This window comes from Pseudomonas sp. Ag1, assembly GCF_000278565.1.
Classification (GTDB): domain Bacteria; phylum Pseudomonadota; class Gammaproteobacteria; order Pseudomonadales; family Pseudomonadaceae; genus Aquipseudomonas.
In genome coordinates this window covers 35,102-50,995 of the sequence record NZ_AKVH01000089.1, presented here as the reverse complement: position 1 = coordinate 50,995, position 15,894 = coordinate 35,102, and the positions used below count along the sequence as shown (strand labels likewise).

The 15,894-nt window shown below is 60.6% G+C and carries 17 protein-coding genes; 1 reads left to right on the top strand and 16 read right to left on the bottom strand.

The features are described 5' to 3' along the window. Positions 1–9 precede the first annotated feature (9 nt). The 16 genes from A462_RS21900 to A462_RS21960 all read right to left on the bottom strand — a co-directional run bounded on the left by A462_RS21900 (position 10) and on the right by A462_RS21960 (position 13,062). The gene (locus A462_RS21900) at positions 10–222 is read right to left on the bottom strand and encodes a tail protein X (protein WP_003208655.1); all 213 of its coding nucleotides are present in this window, start codon (positions 220–222) and stop codon (positions 10–12) included. Continuing rightward, a complete protein-coding gene (locus A462_RS21905; protein ID WP_003208656.1) occupies positions 215–598 on the bottom strand; it encodes a phage tail protein in 384 nt (127 codons plus the stop codon). Before A462_RS21905 ends, A462_RS21900 begins: the two co-directional genes overlap by 8 nt. Beyond that, on the bottom strand, positions 598–2,796 hold the full coding sequence (locus A462_RS21910) for a phage tail tape measure protein (RefSeq protein WP_008433543.1): 2,199 nt from the start codon (positions 2,794–2,796) through the stop codon (positions 598–600). The genes A462_RS21905 and A462_RS21910 overlap by 1 nt, the downstream gene beginning before the upstream one ends. Before the next feature lie 127 nt (positions 2,797–2,923). Then, complete coding sequence (locus A462_RS21915; RefSeq protein ID WP_008433541.1) at positions 2,924–3,505, bottom strand: phage tail assembly protein; 582 nt, start codon at positions 3,503–3,505, stop codon at positions 2,924–2,926. 51 nt (positions 3,506–3,556) lie between these two features. Then, positions 3,557–4,063, bottom strand: a complete 507-nt coding sequence (locus A462_RS21920) for a phage major tail tube protein (RefSeq protein WP_003208662.1) — start codon at positions 4,061–4,063, stop codon at positions 3,557–3,559. Then, positions 4,063–5,229 (bottom strand): tail protein, encoded by a 1,167-nt coding sequence (locus A462_RS21925; protein WP_008433540.1) that lies wholly within the window; start codon positions 5,227–5,229, stop codon positions 4,063–4,065. The genes A462_RS21920 and A462_RS21925 overlap by 1 nt, the downstream gene beginning before the upstream one ends. A gap of 2 nt (positions 5,230–5,231) precedes the next feature. Then, entirely contained in the window at positions 5,232–5,405 is a 174-nt protein-coding gene (locus tag A462_RS34600; RefSeq protein WP_008433539.1) for a hypothetical protein, read from the bottom strand. A gap of 98 nt (positions 5,406–5,503) precedes the next feature. After that, a complete protein-coding gene (locus A462_RS32890; protein WP_050550304.1) occupies positions 5,504–6,139 on the bottom strand; it encodes a hypothetical protein in 636 nt (211 codons plus the stop codon). A 2-nt stretch (positions 6,140–6,141) separates the two neighbouring features. Continuing rightward, complete coding sequence (locus A462_RS34830; protein WP_008433537.1) at positions 6,142–8,265, bottom strand: phage tail protein; 2,124 nt, start codon at positions 8,263–8,265, stop codon at positions 6,142–6,144. Beyond that, on the bottom strand, positions 8,266–8,895 hold the full coding sequence (locus A462_RS21930) for a phage tail protein I (RefSeq protein ID WP_008433535.1): 630 nt from the start codon (positions 8,893–8,895) through the stop codon (positions 8,266–8,268). Next, positions 8,892–9,887, bottom strand: a complete 996-nt coding sequence (locus A462_RS21935) for a baseplate J/gp47 family protein (protein WP_008433532.1) — start codon at positions 9,885–9,887, stop codon at positions 8,892–8,894. The genes A462_RS21930 and A462_RS21935 overlap by 4 nt, the downstream gene beginning before the upstream one ends. Continuing rightward, positions 9,884–10,216 (bottom strand): phage baseplate protein, encoded by a 333-nt coding sequence (locus A462_RS21940; protein ID WP_003208675.1) that lies wholly within the window; start codon positions 10,214–10,216, stop codon positions 9,884–9,886. Before A462_RS21940 ends, A462_RS21935 begins: the two co-directional genes overlap by 4 nt. Before the next feature lie 12 nt (positions 10,217–10,228). Then, a complete protein-coding gene (locus A462_RS21945; protein ID WP_008433528.1) occupies positions 10,229–10,837 on the bottom strand; it encodes a phage baseplate assembly protein V in 609 nt (202 codons plus the stop codon). Between the two features lie 3 nt (positions 10,838–10,840). Then, a complete protein-coding gene (locus A462_RS21950; RefSeq protein ID WP_008433526.1) occupies positions 10,841–11,356 on the bottom strand; it encodes a hypothetical protein in 516 nt (171 codons plus the stop codon). A gap of 22 nt (positions 11,357–11,378) precedes the next feature. Next, positions 11,379–11,717 carry a phage holin family protein gene (locus A462_RS21955; protein ID WP_003208680.1) on the bottom strand — a complete coding sequence of 113 codons (339 nt, stop codon included), beginning with the start codon at positions 11,715–11,717 and terminating at the stop codon, positions 11,379–11,381. A gap of 610 nt (positions 11,718–12,327) precedes the next feature. Further along, a complete protein-coding gene (locus A462_RS21960) occupies positions 12,328–13,062 on the bottom strand; it encodes a LexA family transcriptional regulator (RefSeq protein WP_032899152.1) in 735 nt (244 codons plus the stop codon). Between the two features lie 198 nt (positions 13,063–13,260). Between A462_RS21960 and mutS the strand changes: the two genes are divergently transcribed. Beyond that, a complete protein-coding gene (gene mutS, locus A462_RS21965) occupies positions 13,261–15,852 on the top strand; it encodes a DNA mismatch repair protein MutS (protein WP_008433521.1) in 2,592 nt (863 codons plus the stop codon). Positions 15,853–15,894: the final 42 nt, after the last annotated feature.

Sequence of the window (15,894 nt, the reverse complement as noted above, 5' to 3'; positions counted from 1 at the left end):
GGTTCCTCCTTAATCCCAAACCGAAACCGGTTTTTTTGCGGCGGGCCGCGCGTCCAGCTCCGGTACGATTACACCGATGCCGGCCGGCAATACCGCCCCGTGTTCCGCGAGGTCCGGGTTGAGATGCCACAGTGCTTCCTCGGCAGCGTCGTCGCTGCGACCCAGTTCGCGGTAGAGCAGCAGGTTGACGGAGTCACCGGCAATACTTCGGACTCTACGCATTGACGAATTCCTCCAGTATCAACGTCCAATTGATCAGCATGGCGGTGCCGTCGTCGATCACGTTGGCTTGTTTCTCGTCCACCGATTTGATCGTCCACAGCCCCCAGTTACGGCCAATCCCGTCCACCAACGGCAGCGGTGTACGCAAGGCCTGCAAGTCGCGCAGTTCGTCGAGCCTGGCCATGCCAATGCCACGCGCCGCCTTGCCGGCAAAGGTCAATGTTTCGAGGGCCTGGCCGGTCTGGCTGGACTTGGGTTTGCCGGCAATGATGTCCAGCGCGACCCAGCCACCGCTACTGTTACGGTCGAGGGTCGCGTAGGCAAACCCGCGCGACAGCCCGAAAATAAAGCTGCCCAACACCATTTGTTGTCGCATTAAACCGCTCCATCGGTGAGTGCCGCGTCGCGTCGCGTCGCCAGCAGGTTGTCCATCGACAGCGGCGTGAACTGCGCCTCGATCTGTTGCACGACGAGCGCCGCCAGCGCCTGGTAACTGGTCTGCTCGGGTGCGGTAATGTTGATCTGCGGGGCGAAGTTGATTTGCCGGTTGTCTGTTTGAGCGTTGGGAAGGCTTTGGCTGACCTGTTCGGGTGGCGGGAGACGGTCGTCGCTGCTCATGACTTTCTCGCCCAGGCTCGCACCGACGTCGCTGCCGACGAAAGTGCCGACGACGCCGCCCACCACCTTACCGATTGCACCGCCGGCAAAGCCGCCGATCACACCGCCCAACACTGTGCCGGCGCCCGGAATAATCGAACCCAGCGCCGCCCCGGCGAGCGTGCCAACGGCTCGCCCAATGGCCAGCCCTGCAACCTCGCCGGCCACACCACCCGCGACGCCACCGCCTATCGACCCCACACTGGCGCCAACGGACTCTTTCAGGGTGCCATTGCTCGCGCCCTTGATGAGATTGACACCCGCGTCTGCCACTACCAAAGCCAACGAACCGCGCTTCGCGATTCGGCTGGCTCTGTTGGTTTTCGTGGGCGCATCAGGGCCTGAGTTTTTGCCTGGCGTGCGCTCGCCCTGGCGTGTGTCGTTGCCTTGTGACTTCCCTTTGCTGCCGGACGGGTCGGACTTGTTGCCACCGGCATCGCGGGGCGCGTCACCCTCGCCCAGGACTTTCCCGGCGACCTTGTCGAAGACTTTGTCCACGACAGTGCCGCCGAGCTTCTTCGCCAGCGGCACCATCACCACCGCGGCCAATGTGAGGGCGGCCGTGGCTTTGGGCAGCGATTCAGCCAGCCAGCCCAAGCCATTGACCACTGAGGTCAGCACCGTCAGTGCGCCGTTTTTCAGGGGGGCAATCGCCGTATCGGAAGCTGTCTCCAGGCGGGTGGTGCTGGCCTGGAAGGCTTGTTCATGAGCTTGCGTGGAGTCTGCCCGCCCGGTCGCCGAACGCATGACCGAGCCCTGGTCTCCCAGGACCGAAGTCGCGTAAGTCGACTTGTCGGCCACCGCCGTAAAGGCCTGCTTCAGCGTGTCGATCACCGGCACCAGACTCAGAATCGAGCGGTTACCGTCGAACAACTGCGTGGCCAGTGCCGCCTGCCTTTCCTGGGGCTGCGCCTTGAGCGCCTCGAGGACCGTCAGCACTGTTTGCGGTGCGTCCTGCTTCATGCCTGCCGCAAGCACCTTCGGGTCAAGCTTGAGCTCTGCCCAGGCAGCACGCTGCCCCTCGGAGGCACCGTCACCCTTGGCCAGCGCGGCGCCGACTTTTTCCACCGCAAGCCCGGCAGACGCCCGGTTGTTACCAACCGTCAGCAACGCCGCCGAAAACGCCGCTACCTGCTCGGGGCTCATGCCCGACGTTCTCGCGGCAGTGCTCTGGCGCACAATCGAACCAATATCCACCGCATCGGCCTTGAGCGAAGCGTGGGAACCCAGCACGTTGGTGGCGTCAGCCAGATCCAGCGCCTGCGGGCGATCCAGCTTCATCGACCCACGCCAGCCGCCCATCATCTCGCCGGCCGTCTTGATATCGGTCTGAAAGGCCGCGGCGATGAGCGCGCTATCGCGGGCGAACTGCAGCAAATCAGCCTGGCGAGTTTCAAGGTCCTTGCCTACGCCGGACCGGGCCCCCACCTGCTCCACCCTTGCCAGGTCGACAGCATCTGCGCCACTCGCGGCAACCATCGGGTCGGACGCCAAGGCCAGGTTGGCTTCGCGCAGTTGTGTGCGCTCATACCCGGCAAACCCCACCACTTCATGCAGGTCGGTCATCGCCGTTTCCAGCGCCTGCGAGGGTTTGACGGTATCGGATGAGGCGCCGCCCGTGCTATTGCCCTTGCCGGTTTTCAGGGCACCCATCACATCGAGCAATGAGCCGTTGAACCTCTCCAGCGTGTCGATGAGCCGGGTCTGCCCCGTGACCAGTTGCGTCAGTTGCGCACCGACATTCGCCAGTTCCTGGCCCGGCACGTCCTTGGGTACGGCATCAAGCAAGGACGGGCCGGCAAGCATCGGCGCAATCGGCTGGATGCTGGCGCCTGCCCCGGCCGTTTCAAGCGAGCCGTAAATCGCCTCGCCGTCCCTGGCGATGAGCGACCTCAATCCAAATTTACTGTCTGCCATCCGCTCTACTCCTGTTTGACGCCAAGGCGAGTGATCGCGATGTCGTAGCGGCGCAATGCTTTTCCGGCGTCCCAGTCCAGGATTTCCGCTTCATTTACCGAGTAAATGAGCGGCACGATGTCGAGAATTACTTCGATGTCGCGCTCCGAAAGAAGTCCGCCGGTTTGTTTAAAAAATCGTCGATGCGCCCCTGCAGTTCGGTCCAGTCGGGCACGCTGAGGTCGGCGAGATCCGGGATCATCAGGCCGGTGCAGTGGGCAGTGATGAACTCGGCGCGCTCTTTGTTGGTGGCGAGTTTTTTCATCGCCTTGGTGGCGCGCAAGGCGGGCATTTCCAGGGTCAGGCTGGTGAGACGGCGGCCGCCGGTGTCAAGCGGCAACAGCAGCGAGACGTGCTCACTGGTCGCCGATTCGCGGGGCTGCTCGTCGGCGTCGAGGAAGTACGAGGCAGGCCGGGTCGACATGTCGTGCACGTACTGGGCGATGCTCACATAGTCCGGACGCTTGAGTTGGTCGAGTTCTTTTTCCGACAGGCCGGTGGCGAGTTTGGCCAGTTCGAAGAACTGATCGTCCTCGTCATCACCGGCCCGGGCCAGCGCGTCTTTTTGCGCGGCGTAGAACAACGGCTTGAGTTGAATCTGCTCGATCAGCGCGCCGGTATCAGCGGTGATCGGCGACAGCAGGATGTGCAGCGGAGGCATCCAGGCCATGAGTCAATTCCTTGGTGAAGTATGGGAGCGGGAAAACCCGCTCCCGGGGCCTTAAGGCATCAGTACCGCGCGGCGGGCATCGCCGAGGATGTCGACGCCGTTAAGCACGAACTTCTGGGTACGCACGTCGATGTCGATCACCGGGATGCCGTTTTCCAGGCGGTTGTAGGTGCGGCAGGAGAACTCCAGGGTGATGGCGGGTTTATCGCCCATCTTCAGGGTTGTCTCGGTCAGGGTTTTCAGCTTGCCGCCGATGGTGTGGTAGGTGAAGTAAGTCTTGCCGTCCTGGTCCTGGCCGGCTTCACGCACGTTCAGCAAAATGTCGTCGCCCAGGCGCACCCCCAGGGCAAGCATGATTTCCGGACCCGCACCTTGCAGCTCCAATGTGGCGTTGAGCACTTTGGCGCTCTTGGCCATTTCTTCGGCGATGAAACGTCCGCCGGTCATCTGTTCCATGTCGAAGTCGATCTTCGGCGGTGCGAACGAGGTGACCGTCGCCGACAACGGCAGGCCTTGAAGGGTGGCCGCCATGGCCTGTCTGATTCGGTTGGTAAACATTAGAGAACGTCCTCCAGGAACTGCTCGATGATTTCATCGCGGGCGTTGAGTTGATAAATCATGTGTTCGTTCGGCGCGTAGCGGCCGTAGTCGATGACGATGAACCAGGTGCCGTTCTTGTACTTCTCGACACTGTTCAATTCCGGGTGCAGGTACACGCTGCCGCCGGGAATGGTCTCGTCGGCCACCAGGGTTTGCAGCCAGTCGTTGATGCGCTTGACCTCCTGGTCCATGAACGACTTGGTCAGGTTCTTGGCCATGGCTTTCTGGCCGGCCTTGACCAGCTTGCGGCTGATCGCATCTTCCAGGCCCACGTAGCTGATGAACTTGCCGGTGATGGAGCGGTTACCCAGCAGCGAGAAACCGCCGAGGACGGTGCGGGCGTAGTAGCTCACGCCGTAGCGGTTGAGCAGGTCGCCTTCGGTGGAGGTGTCGAGGATGTTGTACTCAACCACGCGGGACACGTCTTCGGCGAAGGTCACCTGATTGCCCGGGCTTTCCCATTGCTTGACCTTGGCCAGCGCGGCGATGGCCAGGGACGACGGCGCCAGGAACACGTTTTTCTTCGCGGCCTTGGAGTACACCGACGGCATGTTGTGCACCAGCAGGCAACGGTCGAAACCGAGATCGGCACCGCCCAGTTCGCCGCTGTAGGTCACCTGATCGGCGACGGTTGCGTCCTTGCCGTCCAGCACCACACGGGCCTTGATGCGCTTGCCGAAGGAGGCGAATTCGCCGGCCACGGCCTTGGTGCCGGTGAAGCCCGGGGCGCCGATGATGGTCAGGTCTTCGGGGACGCTGGCCAGGGCGGCGAGGCCCAGTTTGCGGCCGGTGACCGGCTCTTCACCGCCGATTACGTTATTGATGGTGTCGGCCGGGGTGGTGCCCTCGTCGACGATCACAACGTAGACCGGCACCTTGACCACTTTGAGGATCTGGTACACGGCGTGGAACAGCGTGCCGGTTTCAGCGCCGGTAGGGTCCAGCAGCGCCTGGGTGGTGAAGCTGTTGATGCGGAACGGGGCGTTTTTCGGAATCGACGCATGGGCGTTGGGGGCGGTGCCCACCAGGCCGATGACGTTATCGCCCAGGCCACCCATGGCCTCGGGGGATTCGGTGGCGTTCACGGTGATGCCGTTGTGTTCGAAGTTCAAAACCTCAGCCATGATCAGTCAGCCTTCTTCGGGGTGGAGTTGAGGACGCTGGTCAGTTCCAGGCGGCCAGCGGTGCGCAGGGCGGATGCTTCGACGTCCAGCAGTTCCAGTTCCTCGCCGGCGGTAGACCAGTGGCCGTTGCCGGTGGGGAATGGAATGAGGACGGTGTAGGTTTGGCGATTGGCCATAGGTGGATCTCCGGGCGAAAAAAAACCGCGAAGGCGGTTTTGTGTGACTGTCACGAGAATGGAACATGGGACCGTTAGGCGATCTGCTAACGCTCTTTTTAAGGAAGTGCTAGTTGTGGTAATTCAGAAACGAGATCTTGCGGACTGAACACCTCGCGCGTCTCCTGCTCGACGGCATCAAACTGCTCATAGCAGTAAGCCCAGCACAGCGACCGCCAGGAACGGAAGGCCTGGCCCTGAGCCTGAAAGCGCGGTACTGCCGGCTCATCGGCATAGCTAATCGCATTCTTGATATCGTCATATCCTGCGGACTTGGCCGTCTGATCCAGAAACGCCTGAACTACCGCAACACACTCAAGCTTGCGCTGTTCCCACGTCAATTCGGGCGGTTCCAAAATAATGGGGCGATTACCATCGGCCCCGATCACTTTGCCAGAGGCTTGAGCTGCGAAAAGTGCTTGGTACTCTTCAAGACTGACTTCCCGCAGCTCTCCTGCGAGCGGCAGGCAGCAGTCCGGATTTGCCACTTCAATCAAGGGTGGTTCTGCCGTGACATCTGCAATGCCAACGGTAGGCCGTTGCGCTTCAGGGGCGCTGGGATCAACTTCCCAAGCGGGATCCGGAATGTTGACCATAGGCCTTTCCCACGTCGGATCGGGGATCCGAAGTGTCCGCTCGCCATGGGCTCGGGTATCGTAAAAACCTAATGTTTGGGCATGAAAGAAAATCGTCATAGTCAGTAGCCTGTGGCCTCCCAGTAAATATCATCAGGTGAGTTGAACGGGCCGGAAATAACCGAAAACTGCGTATTGCTGACGATCAAGGTATTAGTGCCCGTTGCGGCATCGGAGTAAAAGAGACTCGTCCGGCTTGCAACAAGCGATGCACACCGATTGGGGAACGCGATAGGAAAACTGCGATGGGTGACGGTATCCGAAGCGCCCAAGGTAATTCCCCACTGCTTGATCATTCCCGTCTGGGCACACTTCCACCAACCATTGGGCCCAAGTGAGGCCGTATTTTTAAGCACGGCTCCCGGCACGTCGGCTGTGGCCGGCGGCAGGTTTGTCAGGCCGGCGGCGTTGCCGCTGTAGATGCCTGAGATCGACAAATGCCCCCCTTCGGTAAGGGTCATGGCGTTATTCGTTCCGCCCACATGAGTGACGACCTGTGCCGGCGAGGTGCTGGTTCCGCCGGAATAGGCCTCCATTGCCGCGAGGTGTCGCTCATTCCAGCACGTTGCTCGCCACACCATGTATGCCAAGTAGTTTGCCGGCGCATTGATCTGCACAGCTGGCGAGCGGCCTCGCCATGCTACAAATCCGCCGCCCATGTCAGGTAGTTCAAAGCTGGCGGTGCCTGACATCAAGCCACCCGTGGTGGGTAACTTGGAGTTGTCGGAAATCGCGATGTTGGCCGAGCCATCGAATGGCACACCATTGATTTGGCGTGGTGTTGCCAGCCGGGAGGTTGTTCCGGAGTTTCCGGACACATCAATATTGTAGGAACCTTGCAGTCGTGCAGCGGGTACCGCCCCCTTCGTCAGGGCGCTCGCGTTAAGGTTAATGAGTTGGCCACCCTCGCCGATGTAGGCGCCCTTGATGGTCAAGTTACCTTGGCCTTCAAATAGGAAAGCGCTCGGCACAGCTCCCATATGAAGTGCTACTACCGGGAGCGAGGTAGACGTTCCACCAGAGTAGACATCCATGGACGCCAGATGACGTTCCCCCCACATCGTCCCCTTCCAAATAGAGTAACCATACGAGTTGATCGGACAATTGATCTGGATGGCGGGGATACGCTTTTGCCAATCGACAAAGGCCCCTCCCATGCCAGAAAACTCTGCGCTGATTGCGCCAGTCATAGTTCCGCCTTTTACGGGCAACTTCGACTCATCCGTCAGTTTCCCGAACATCGACGCAACTTCATCTTTCGTATAGGCATCCCTGATGCCCATCTCAGCCAACGTTCCAGGGTTCGTGCCGCCTATGGTTCGACCATATTTGTCGACAGTCAGAACTTTGTAGGTGCCAGCCTGAACACCACTTCTTCCCGCCAGCATCTCGAATACCAGCGGGGTGGAGCCCAACGCGATAACCCCTTTGCTGACCAACTGCCACAAAGAGCCTCCATAGGCAGTGCCCTCTTCGACAATTACGCTAAGTCCAGGAGTGACTCTTTGACTGGAGCTGGCATCCATCGAGCGCGACCAGGCACTATTGGCAACAATATAAATACCGTTGTCCTTCGCCAACGTCTGACCTGCGACCAGTACGCGTTGGCCAGCAATCACTGCAACCCCATCGATTTGCTGCGCGCCACTCAGGACGATATTTGCCGTAGCCGCCACACGAACCGACTGCTTGCTATCAAGCTTGGCCAGCTCGTCGCCGAGATAATCAACAACCCATGCCCGAGTTGCCTTGACGACAGTGTCATCAATCAGCAATGTCACCAGAGACGCATTACTCGTTTCGAAAATCGAGCGGATGTAAAACTCTTTGCCCGACCCAGATGTCGCCAGTACGGGTTTGAACGACTCCGGATACTTGACGATGGCGTACAACACGCCGCTATCGGTCCAGATACCCGCCTCGCGCACATACCACCCACCGACATCTGACGGAATCGTCACCTCTGCCAGGAGCCAGCTGGGATTTTTCTCGTCTTGGAAAAGGGCATTCAATGGCCCCCGCCATACCTCACGCTTCAATGCTTTGGCGGTCGCATCCGGGTTATAGACAGCGCCGTTGCCATCACCAACCGAAATTTGTGCAAGCTTGATCGGAAGCCCAGCAGCCTTGCAGGCAGTTTCGTAGGCAATTCCATCATTGGTAAGAAGAGTATAAAAGTCGGCCATTTAGGACCTCTGTGGATAAATAGTGAGCGTCTCGACGCTATAAAGCCCCGCGGCAGAGAATGCATTGCCGGCGGCTTTCAGACCGTCGATAACAATCGGATGGATAATGGTAAGTTCGCCGCATACCGTCGCGGCAGCGATGGAATGGGTACCAGATGCGCTCAATCCCACAGAGACCGACAGGATGTCGCGTTCGCTTTTTGCAGCGACTAATCGCTGGTCCAGTCGAGCGTCCATTTCTTCGCTGTAGGCCAGGCTTGTGAACGCTCTCACCGAAAAACTGTAAGGCGCACCGATTGGCGTTTGCTCGTACCACGAGCGAACCTGCGGGACCAACTGCAGCCCTGTAGCGGCGTTTTCCAGCGCTTTACGTGTACCGGACTGGCGAGCGGTCGGCCAAGCGAGCTTCACCGTGCCCCTCTTTTCAGCCTCAGGAGCACTGGAACTCCATTCAGTAACACCACGATCTGCAGCCAGGTACGGTAAGAATTCCACTGGCGTCTGCAGCGGATTCATCAAGGCGGGAAAGGGTGGCGTCACCCGATCGAGCAATTGCCCGAAACCCAGGTCCAGCGCCTTCTCCAACGGCGAACTGTTGGCGGGCAGCAAACTGCCTTTGGGCTCACTCATAGCGTGCGCACCTCCACCTCGACACCCGTGCAATACGGAGCCTGGAACGCGGTGGTGACGATCGGCTCCAGCGGTTCAAGGATTTGCAGTTGTGCAGCTCCCGCCGAGTGGATGGCGTAGTCGATCCAGCTCGGGTCCACCCGCCCTTCCAGGCGATGGCAGGACTCTGCATAGTCTTGCAGCAGTTTCTGGGCGGCGACTTGAGTGAGCCCGGAATCCGGGCCGGCGTTGATCTTCGCCACCACGCGGATTTTGTAGCGCAGGATCTGCGCCCCCTGCACCGTGACGAGATCCGTTTCCGGTCGCACGTCAGGCCGGGCGAAATGCCGACGTACACCGTCAAGCAGATCAGCAGAAGGTGTGCCATCCCCGTCTCGGGACAGGACCGTGACCATCACTTCGCCGGGCGCGGTTCGACGGCCGTTGCCATCCTTGACCCGTGCCGCGTAGCCGTCCGGGTCGAAGGTATAAGTGACCGTCACCACACCCGGGGCAGCACTTTGCACTTTCACCGATGGACGCTCACCGAGGGTGAAAACCTCCCGGCGATACTGCATCCGCGAACCCGCCGCCGGAGCGTGAGGCGCGAGGTAATAACGCAACCGGGCGTCATCGTCGCTCTCCAATATTGGCGGTACCGGCGGGAAAGCCGCCGGGTCACCAGGGTCGAGCACCTGGCGCTCCAGGCCCATGTCCGCCAGGCGCGCATCGAGGTTGCTGCCGGTGGCCCACCACGCCAGCATCTGCTTGATGCGGGCGTTGTATTTGCGCTCGTGGGTTTGCAGGCGAACGCAAAAAGCTTCCAGCGCCAACGTCAGCAACTCGCTCTCGTTCTCCAGGCTGACCTTCAGCTTGGCGGCATTTTCTGGTGCACGAGTGGCGACGTAATCGACGACAAACGCCTTGAACTCCGCCAGCAACGGTTCGAACTCATCGACCGCAATGATCGCTGGCTCAGCCAACTGGTTCTGGCCGGGTATCAGCATGCTCATGTCACCACCTCGAAGGATTGCTTGCGGTTTTTCCAGGTGCCGGCGAAGCGCAGCAACAGGCCGGCGCCCTGGCGGTTGGCGACGATGACTTGCGGCTCGAAGTCGGCGATGCCGTTCTGCGGGTTGTAGAACGCCTGGGCGGCATGGCTCTGGGCGAGAATCAGCAGGTCATCGCCGAGGTTTTGCCCGAGCAGCTGCGGGATCATCGAGCCGTACAGCGGGCGCTTCTGGCGAGTGCCCAAGGGCGTGGTCAGCGCTCGGGTAGCGCGCTGCACAAATTGCAGCCAGTCATCGACCGCCGCCCCGGTGTTTCTATCGATTCCGATCATGGGATGTCCTTGTCAGGGGCTGATGACTCGACCCTGGTGGTCCACCACCGGGCCGCTGAAGTGCGCGCCGCCGGCGTCCAGCAACAGGCTGCTGCCGCCGACTTGCAGCGTGATGCCCTGGGCGCTCATCGTGAGGGTGGCGGCGCCGACCTTGATGTCGACCTGTTCGCGGGAACCTGTGAACGTGGTGGGGCCATTGACCCAGTTGAAGGTATGGCTGGCGTCGTCGTAGTCGCTCTGGGTACCGTCCTGATGGCGGCGCCGGGTCAGTGTCGAAGCGCTGGAGACCGGTGGAAAGCGGTCGCTGTTCAAGCCGAACAAGGCCACCGATTGCGCCCCGCCCTCCCCGGCGCCGTAGTTGAGCAGCAAACATTGCTCGCCTACTGACGGGATGCGGGTTTCCGTCTGCGCTCCGGCGCTGGGGTTGAAAAAGCGGATCGCCGGGGTGAGCAGTTCGCCGTGGCTGACCTTGCAGGTATTGCTGGCGGCGTCGACCTCCTGGCACACGCCGATTCGGCAGAAACTTTCGGCGCGTCGATACAGGTCTTCGAGCTGGCTTTCCATTTCCGCCAGGCGCTCCACGATCGGCCCCAGCTGCATGCGTAACAGCGCGTCGAACATGGGCTACTCCGCCAGCGGCTTGTATTGGTCGGGGTCGTCGATGTTCGACACGTCCCAGGTGCAGGCAAAAAGCGGCTTGCCTGTGGGATCGTTGAGCAACGGCGGCCCGATATAGAGGGTTTGGGTGAAGGTGACGGTCCAGGTGTCGTAGTCCGTCTCTGCGCTGGTGCGCATTGAAGGCGCAGCGACGATGCTGGTCGGCAGGTCGCACTGCGCCTGCGGCAGGTTCCAGCGGTTATCCAGCACCAGGTCCATCAGTTGGCTGGCCAGGTCGCAGGCATCAAAGGGCAAGGCACCCGGGGCCACCATGGCCTTGAGTGAAATCCCCAAGGCATGGGCCTTGCGCCCCTCGCGGGAGCGAAGGCCCGGCCCATTGCCTTCGACCGTGATCAACACGCCGGTGTCGTTCGCGCCGCCCTGAAAGTCCTGATGAGTGCCGACCTTAAGTTCCGGAAACGCCCTGCGCAGTGCCTCGCTGATGGCCTGGGGCAATTGGGAGGGTTTTTCGATAAGTGTCATTTAAGTAGCGTCCTTGCAACGGTTACTGCGGGTCCCGGCCAGGGCCTTCGTTGACGCCGATGCGCTTGGCCGCCCAGCGTTCATAAAGGCCGATGGCCACGTCGGCGCCGGCCATGGCGGTCAGGCACCCAATGGCGCCGGCCGTCCAGATCGACATGCCGGCGGCGTAGCACAGCATCAGGGCTGATACCCCGCACACCATGCAGGCCCCCGAACGCAGGGCCAGGCGCCGCATAAGCGACCAACCGCGGGCGCCTTCCTTGTCGGCGCGCCACATTTCTCCGGAAACCCCGCCAATCACCGCCAATACGATGACCAGCCAGATAGGCATTTCCGCCAACGCTTGCTGCTCGTTTGTCATGTCACGCCTCCTGGAATGAGTGATACCGGCAGGTCGCCGGTTGTAGGTGTTTGTTTCAATTTGAATGGGTTCTCTAGGTAGGCATTCCAAAAAGCCCGGTTGCCCGGGCTTTTCAGTAATGCTGTCCTCGAACTTTCGGCGCTACTGGCGCGGTACGGTTCTTTCCTCAATGTTTTTCCGACCACGATCCCTGTCTGCCGGATAACTGCTTCTGGTGCTTTACGCTGCACACCCGGGCCAGTTGCCAACCCTCTGAACCGTTAAGGCCGGTTCATCGCTGCCTGTTCTTGAAGCGGTTTGAAACTAAAGAGCGTCGGCATCCTTGCCGGTATTGCCTGGCATCCTTGCCATCGCTTCGATGGCGTCCTTGCCGGTGTTGCGTAACGTCCTTGTCTTCCTTGGCGGCATCCTTGCCGCCTCCACCAGGCCTTCTTGGCTGGCTTGAGATGAAGAATATGCATGTATGCATATACAGTCAATGCATGAATGCATTTATTTTTGCACAATACATGCACAGGTGCATTTATAGCCCCACAGGCAAGGGGTTTGGTGGTTTTACGCAGACGAAAAAAAGCCCGCTCACTGGCGGGCTTTGTCTTACACAGAAGGGTTAGCGGGCGTACATGCCCCACCAGAAAACGTGACCAAGGATGCTGATCTGTTCATCCTGGATTTCCTGGAAGCTGTAGTCCTCGTCCGGATGTTCATCGCGGTTGAAGCTACGCAGGCGAATCCCGGAAGGCAGGCGATAGAGCTGTTTCACCCGTAGCTGGCCGTTGTGATTGATGGCGTAAAGATCGCCATCGACGATGTCACCAATCCCGCATTTGCCCGCATTGACACCTACGGTGGCGCCGTCGCGCAGCACCGGCAACATACTGTTGCCGCGCACCGTCACGCACTTGGCCTGGTCGAACTGCACACCGTTATGCCGCAGGCTGCGCTTGCCGAATCGCAGGCTGGCCTTCTCGCTTTCCTCAATGACGAATCTTCCTGATCCAGCAGCCAATTCAACCTCGCGCAGAAAGGGGATCGACACCTCGTCATCATTAACGGGTGTTTCGTCGTCCCACAGGCTTATGTCCTTGAGTTCCGAATGCATCGGGTCACGCTCGTCCGACCGCACCGGCACCAGCCCTGCGCGCCCGCGCAGCTGATCGGTGCTGACCTGGAAGTAATCGGCGATGCGCGAGATGTGCTTGTCCGACGGATCCACGATCTTGCCGCTGAGGATCCGGGACAGTGTGGATTGAGGCACGCCGGTACGCCGGTGAAGCTCCGTGGGGGAGATCCGGTCGCGGTCCAGCAGCTCTCTTAAGACGATAGAAACGTTGCGTTTTTGCATAACGCGGATAGTGCAGACAGTTTTGATGCTTGGCAAATGCTTATTTGCATATTTAATGCATGGAGCAACGAATTTGACCTGACCGCTTGTGCACTGCGAAGCCCCGACCGCGCGTGTTAACCTTGCGCCCATTGCAAAAAATGCTGGGCCAAGCGCCCCCTTTGCCCCATCACTTTCAACGAATTTGCCAACTATCCAATGAGTAAAAACACTTCCGATCTGTCCTCCCACACCCCGATGATGCAGCAGTACTGGCGCCTGAAAAACCAGCACCCTGATCAGTTGATGTTCTACCGCATGGGCGACTTCTACGAGATCTTCTATGAAGACGCGAAGAAGGCGGCCAAGTTGCTGGACATCACCCTGACCGCGCGCGGGCAGTCGGCCGGGCAGTCAATTCCGATGTGCGGGATTCCATATCATTCGTTGGAAGGTTACCTGGTCAAGCTGGTGAAGCTGGGCGAGTCGGTGGTGATCTGTGAGCAGATCGGCGACCCGGCCACCAGCAAGGGCCCGGTGGAACGCCAGGTGGTGCGCATCATTACGCCGGGTACGGTGAGTGATGAGGCGCTGCTGGATGAGCGTCGCGACAACCTGATCGCGGCAGTACTGGGGGACGAACGCCTGTTCGGCCTGGCAGTCCTGGATATCACCAGTGGCAACTTCACGGTGCTGGAGATCAAGGGCTGGGAGAATCTGCTGGCGGAGCTTGAGCGCGTCAATCCGGTGGAGTTGATGATCCCGGACGACTGGCCAAAGGACCTGCCGGCGGAACGTCGCCGTGGGACCAAGCGTCGTGCGCCGTGGGATTTCGAGCGTGATTCGGCGCTGAAAAGCCTGTGCCAGCAATTCTCCGTGCAAGACCTCAAGGGCTTCGGTTGCGAAACCCTGACCCTGGCCATCGGCGCCGCCGGTTGCCTGCTCAGCTATGCCAAGGAAACCCAGCGCACTGCCCTGCCGCATTTGCGCAGCCTGCGTCATGAACGCCTGGACGACACCGTGGTGCTGGATGGCGCCAGCCGTCGCAACCTGGAACTGGACACCAACCTCGCCGGCGGGCGCGACAACACCCTGCAATCGGTGGTCGACCGTTGCCAGACCGCCATGGGCAGCCGCTTGCTCACCCGCTGGTTGAACCGCCCGCTGCGGGATTTGACCGTGCTGCAAGCCCGCCAGACCTCTATTACCTGCCTGCTCGACCGCTACCGCTTTGAAAAGCTGCAACCGCAGCTCAAGGAAATCGGCGATATCGAGCGGATCCTGGCGCGGATCGGCCTGCGTAACGCGCGGCCCCGCGACCTGGCACGCCTGCGCGATGCCCTCGGCGCCCTGCCGCAACTGCAAGCGGCGATGACCGAACTGGAAGCACCGCACCTGCAGCAGCTGGCAGTCACCACCGGCACCTACCCGGAACTGGCGGCGCTGCTGGAAAAAGCCATCATCGACAACCCGCCCGCGATCATCCGTGACGGTGGCGTGTTGAAGACCGGTTACGACACCGAGCTGGATGAGCTGCAATCCCTGAGCGAGAACGCCGGGCAGTTCCTGATTGACCTGGAAGCCCGTGAAAAAGCCCGCACCGGCCTGGCCAACCTGAAAGTCGGCTACAACCGCGTGCACGGCTACTTTATCGAGTTGCCAAGCAAGCAGGCCGAGCAGGCGCCGATCGATTACCAGCGCCGCCAGACCCTCAAGGGTGCCGAGCGCTTTATCACTCCGGAGCTTAAAGAATTCGAAGACAAGGCGCTGTCGGCCAAAAGCCGCGCCCTGGCCCGGGAGAAAATGCTCTACGAAGCCTTACTCGAAAGCCTGATCGACAAGCTGGCGCCGTTGCAGGACACCGCAGCCGCCCTGGCCGAGCTGGATGTACTGAGCAACCTGGCCGAGCGTGCCCTGAACCTTGACCTGAACTGCCCGCGCTTTGTCAGCGAGCCGTGCATGCGCATCGTGCAAGGTCGCCACCCGGTGGTGGAGCAGGTGTTGACCACGCCGTTCGTCGCCAACGACCTGTCGCTGGACGACGATACCCGGATGCTGGTGATCACCGGTCCGAACATGGGCGGTAAATCCACCTACATGCGTCAGACCGCGTTGATCGTGCTGCTGGCGCATATCGGCAGCTTCGTGCCGGCGGCAAGCTGCGAATTGTCACTGGTGGACCGCATCTTCACCCGGATCGGTTCCAGCGATGACCTGGCCGGCGGCCGTTCGACCTTTATGGTGGAAATGAGCGAAACCGCCAACATCCTGCACAACGCCACCGAACGCAGCCTGGTGCTGATGGACGAAGTGGGCCGCGGCACCAGCACCTTCGACGGGCTGTCCCTGGCGTGGGCGGCGGCCGAACGTTTGGCGCACCTGCGGGCATATACGCTGTTCGCGACGCACTACTTCGAACTGACCGTGCTGCCGGAAAACGAGCCGTTGGTAGCCAACGTGCACCTCAATGCCACCGAGCACAACGAGCGCATCGTGTTCCTGCACCACGTGCTGCCCGGCCCGGCAAGCCAGAGTTACGGCCTGGCCGTGGCGCAACTGGCGGGGGTGCCGGCCGAGGTGATTACCCGTGCTCGCGAGCACCTGAGCCGCCTGGAAGAAACCGCGCTGCCCCATGAGATTCCCGTGGCCAGCCCGGCCAAGGCCAGCAACAAACCCAGCGCGCCGCACCAGAGCGACATGTTCGCCAGCCTGCCTCATCCGGTACTGGATGAGTTGGCTAAGCTTGACCTGGATGACGTGACGCCGCGAAAAGCGCTCGAAATGTTATATGCACTGAAGACTCGGATATAACGCAGACGCTTGCAAGCTGGTAGACTCTCGCGCGGTTTGGGA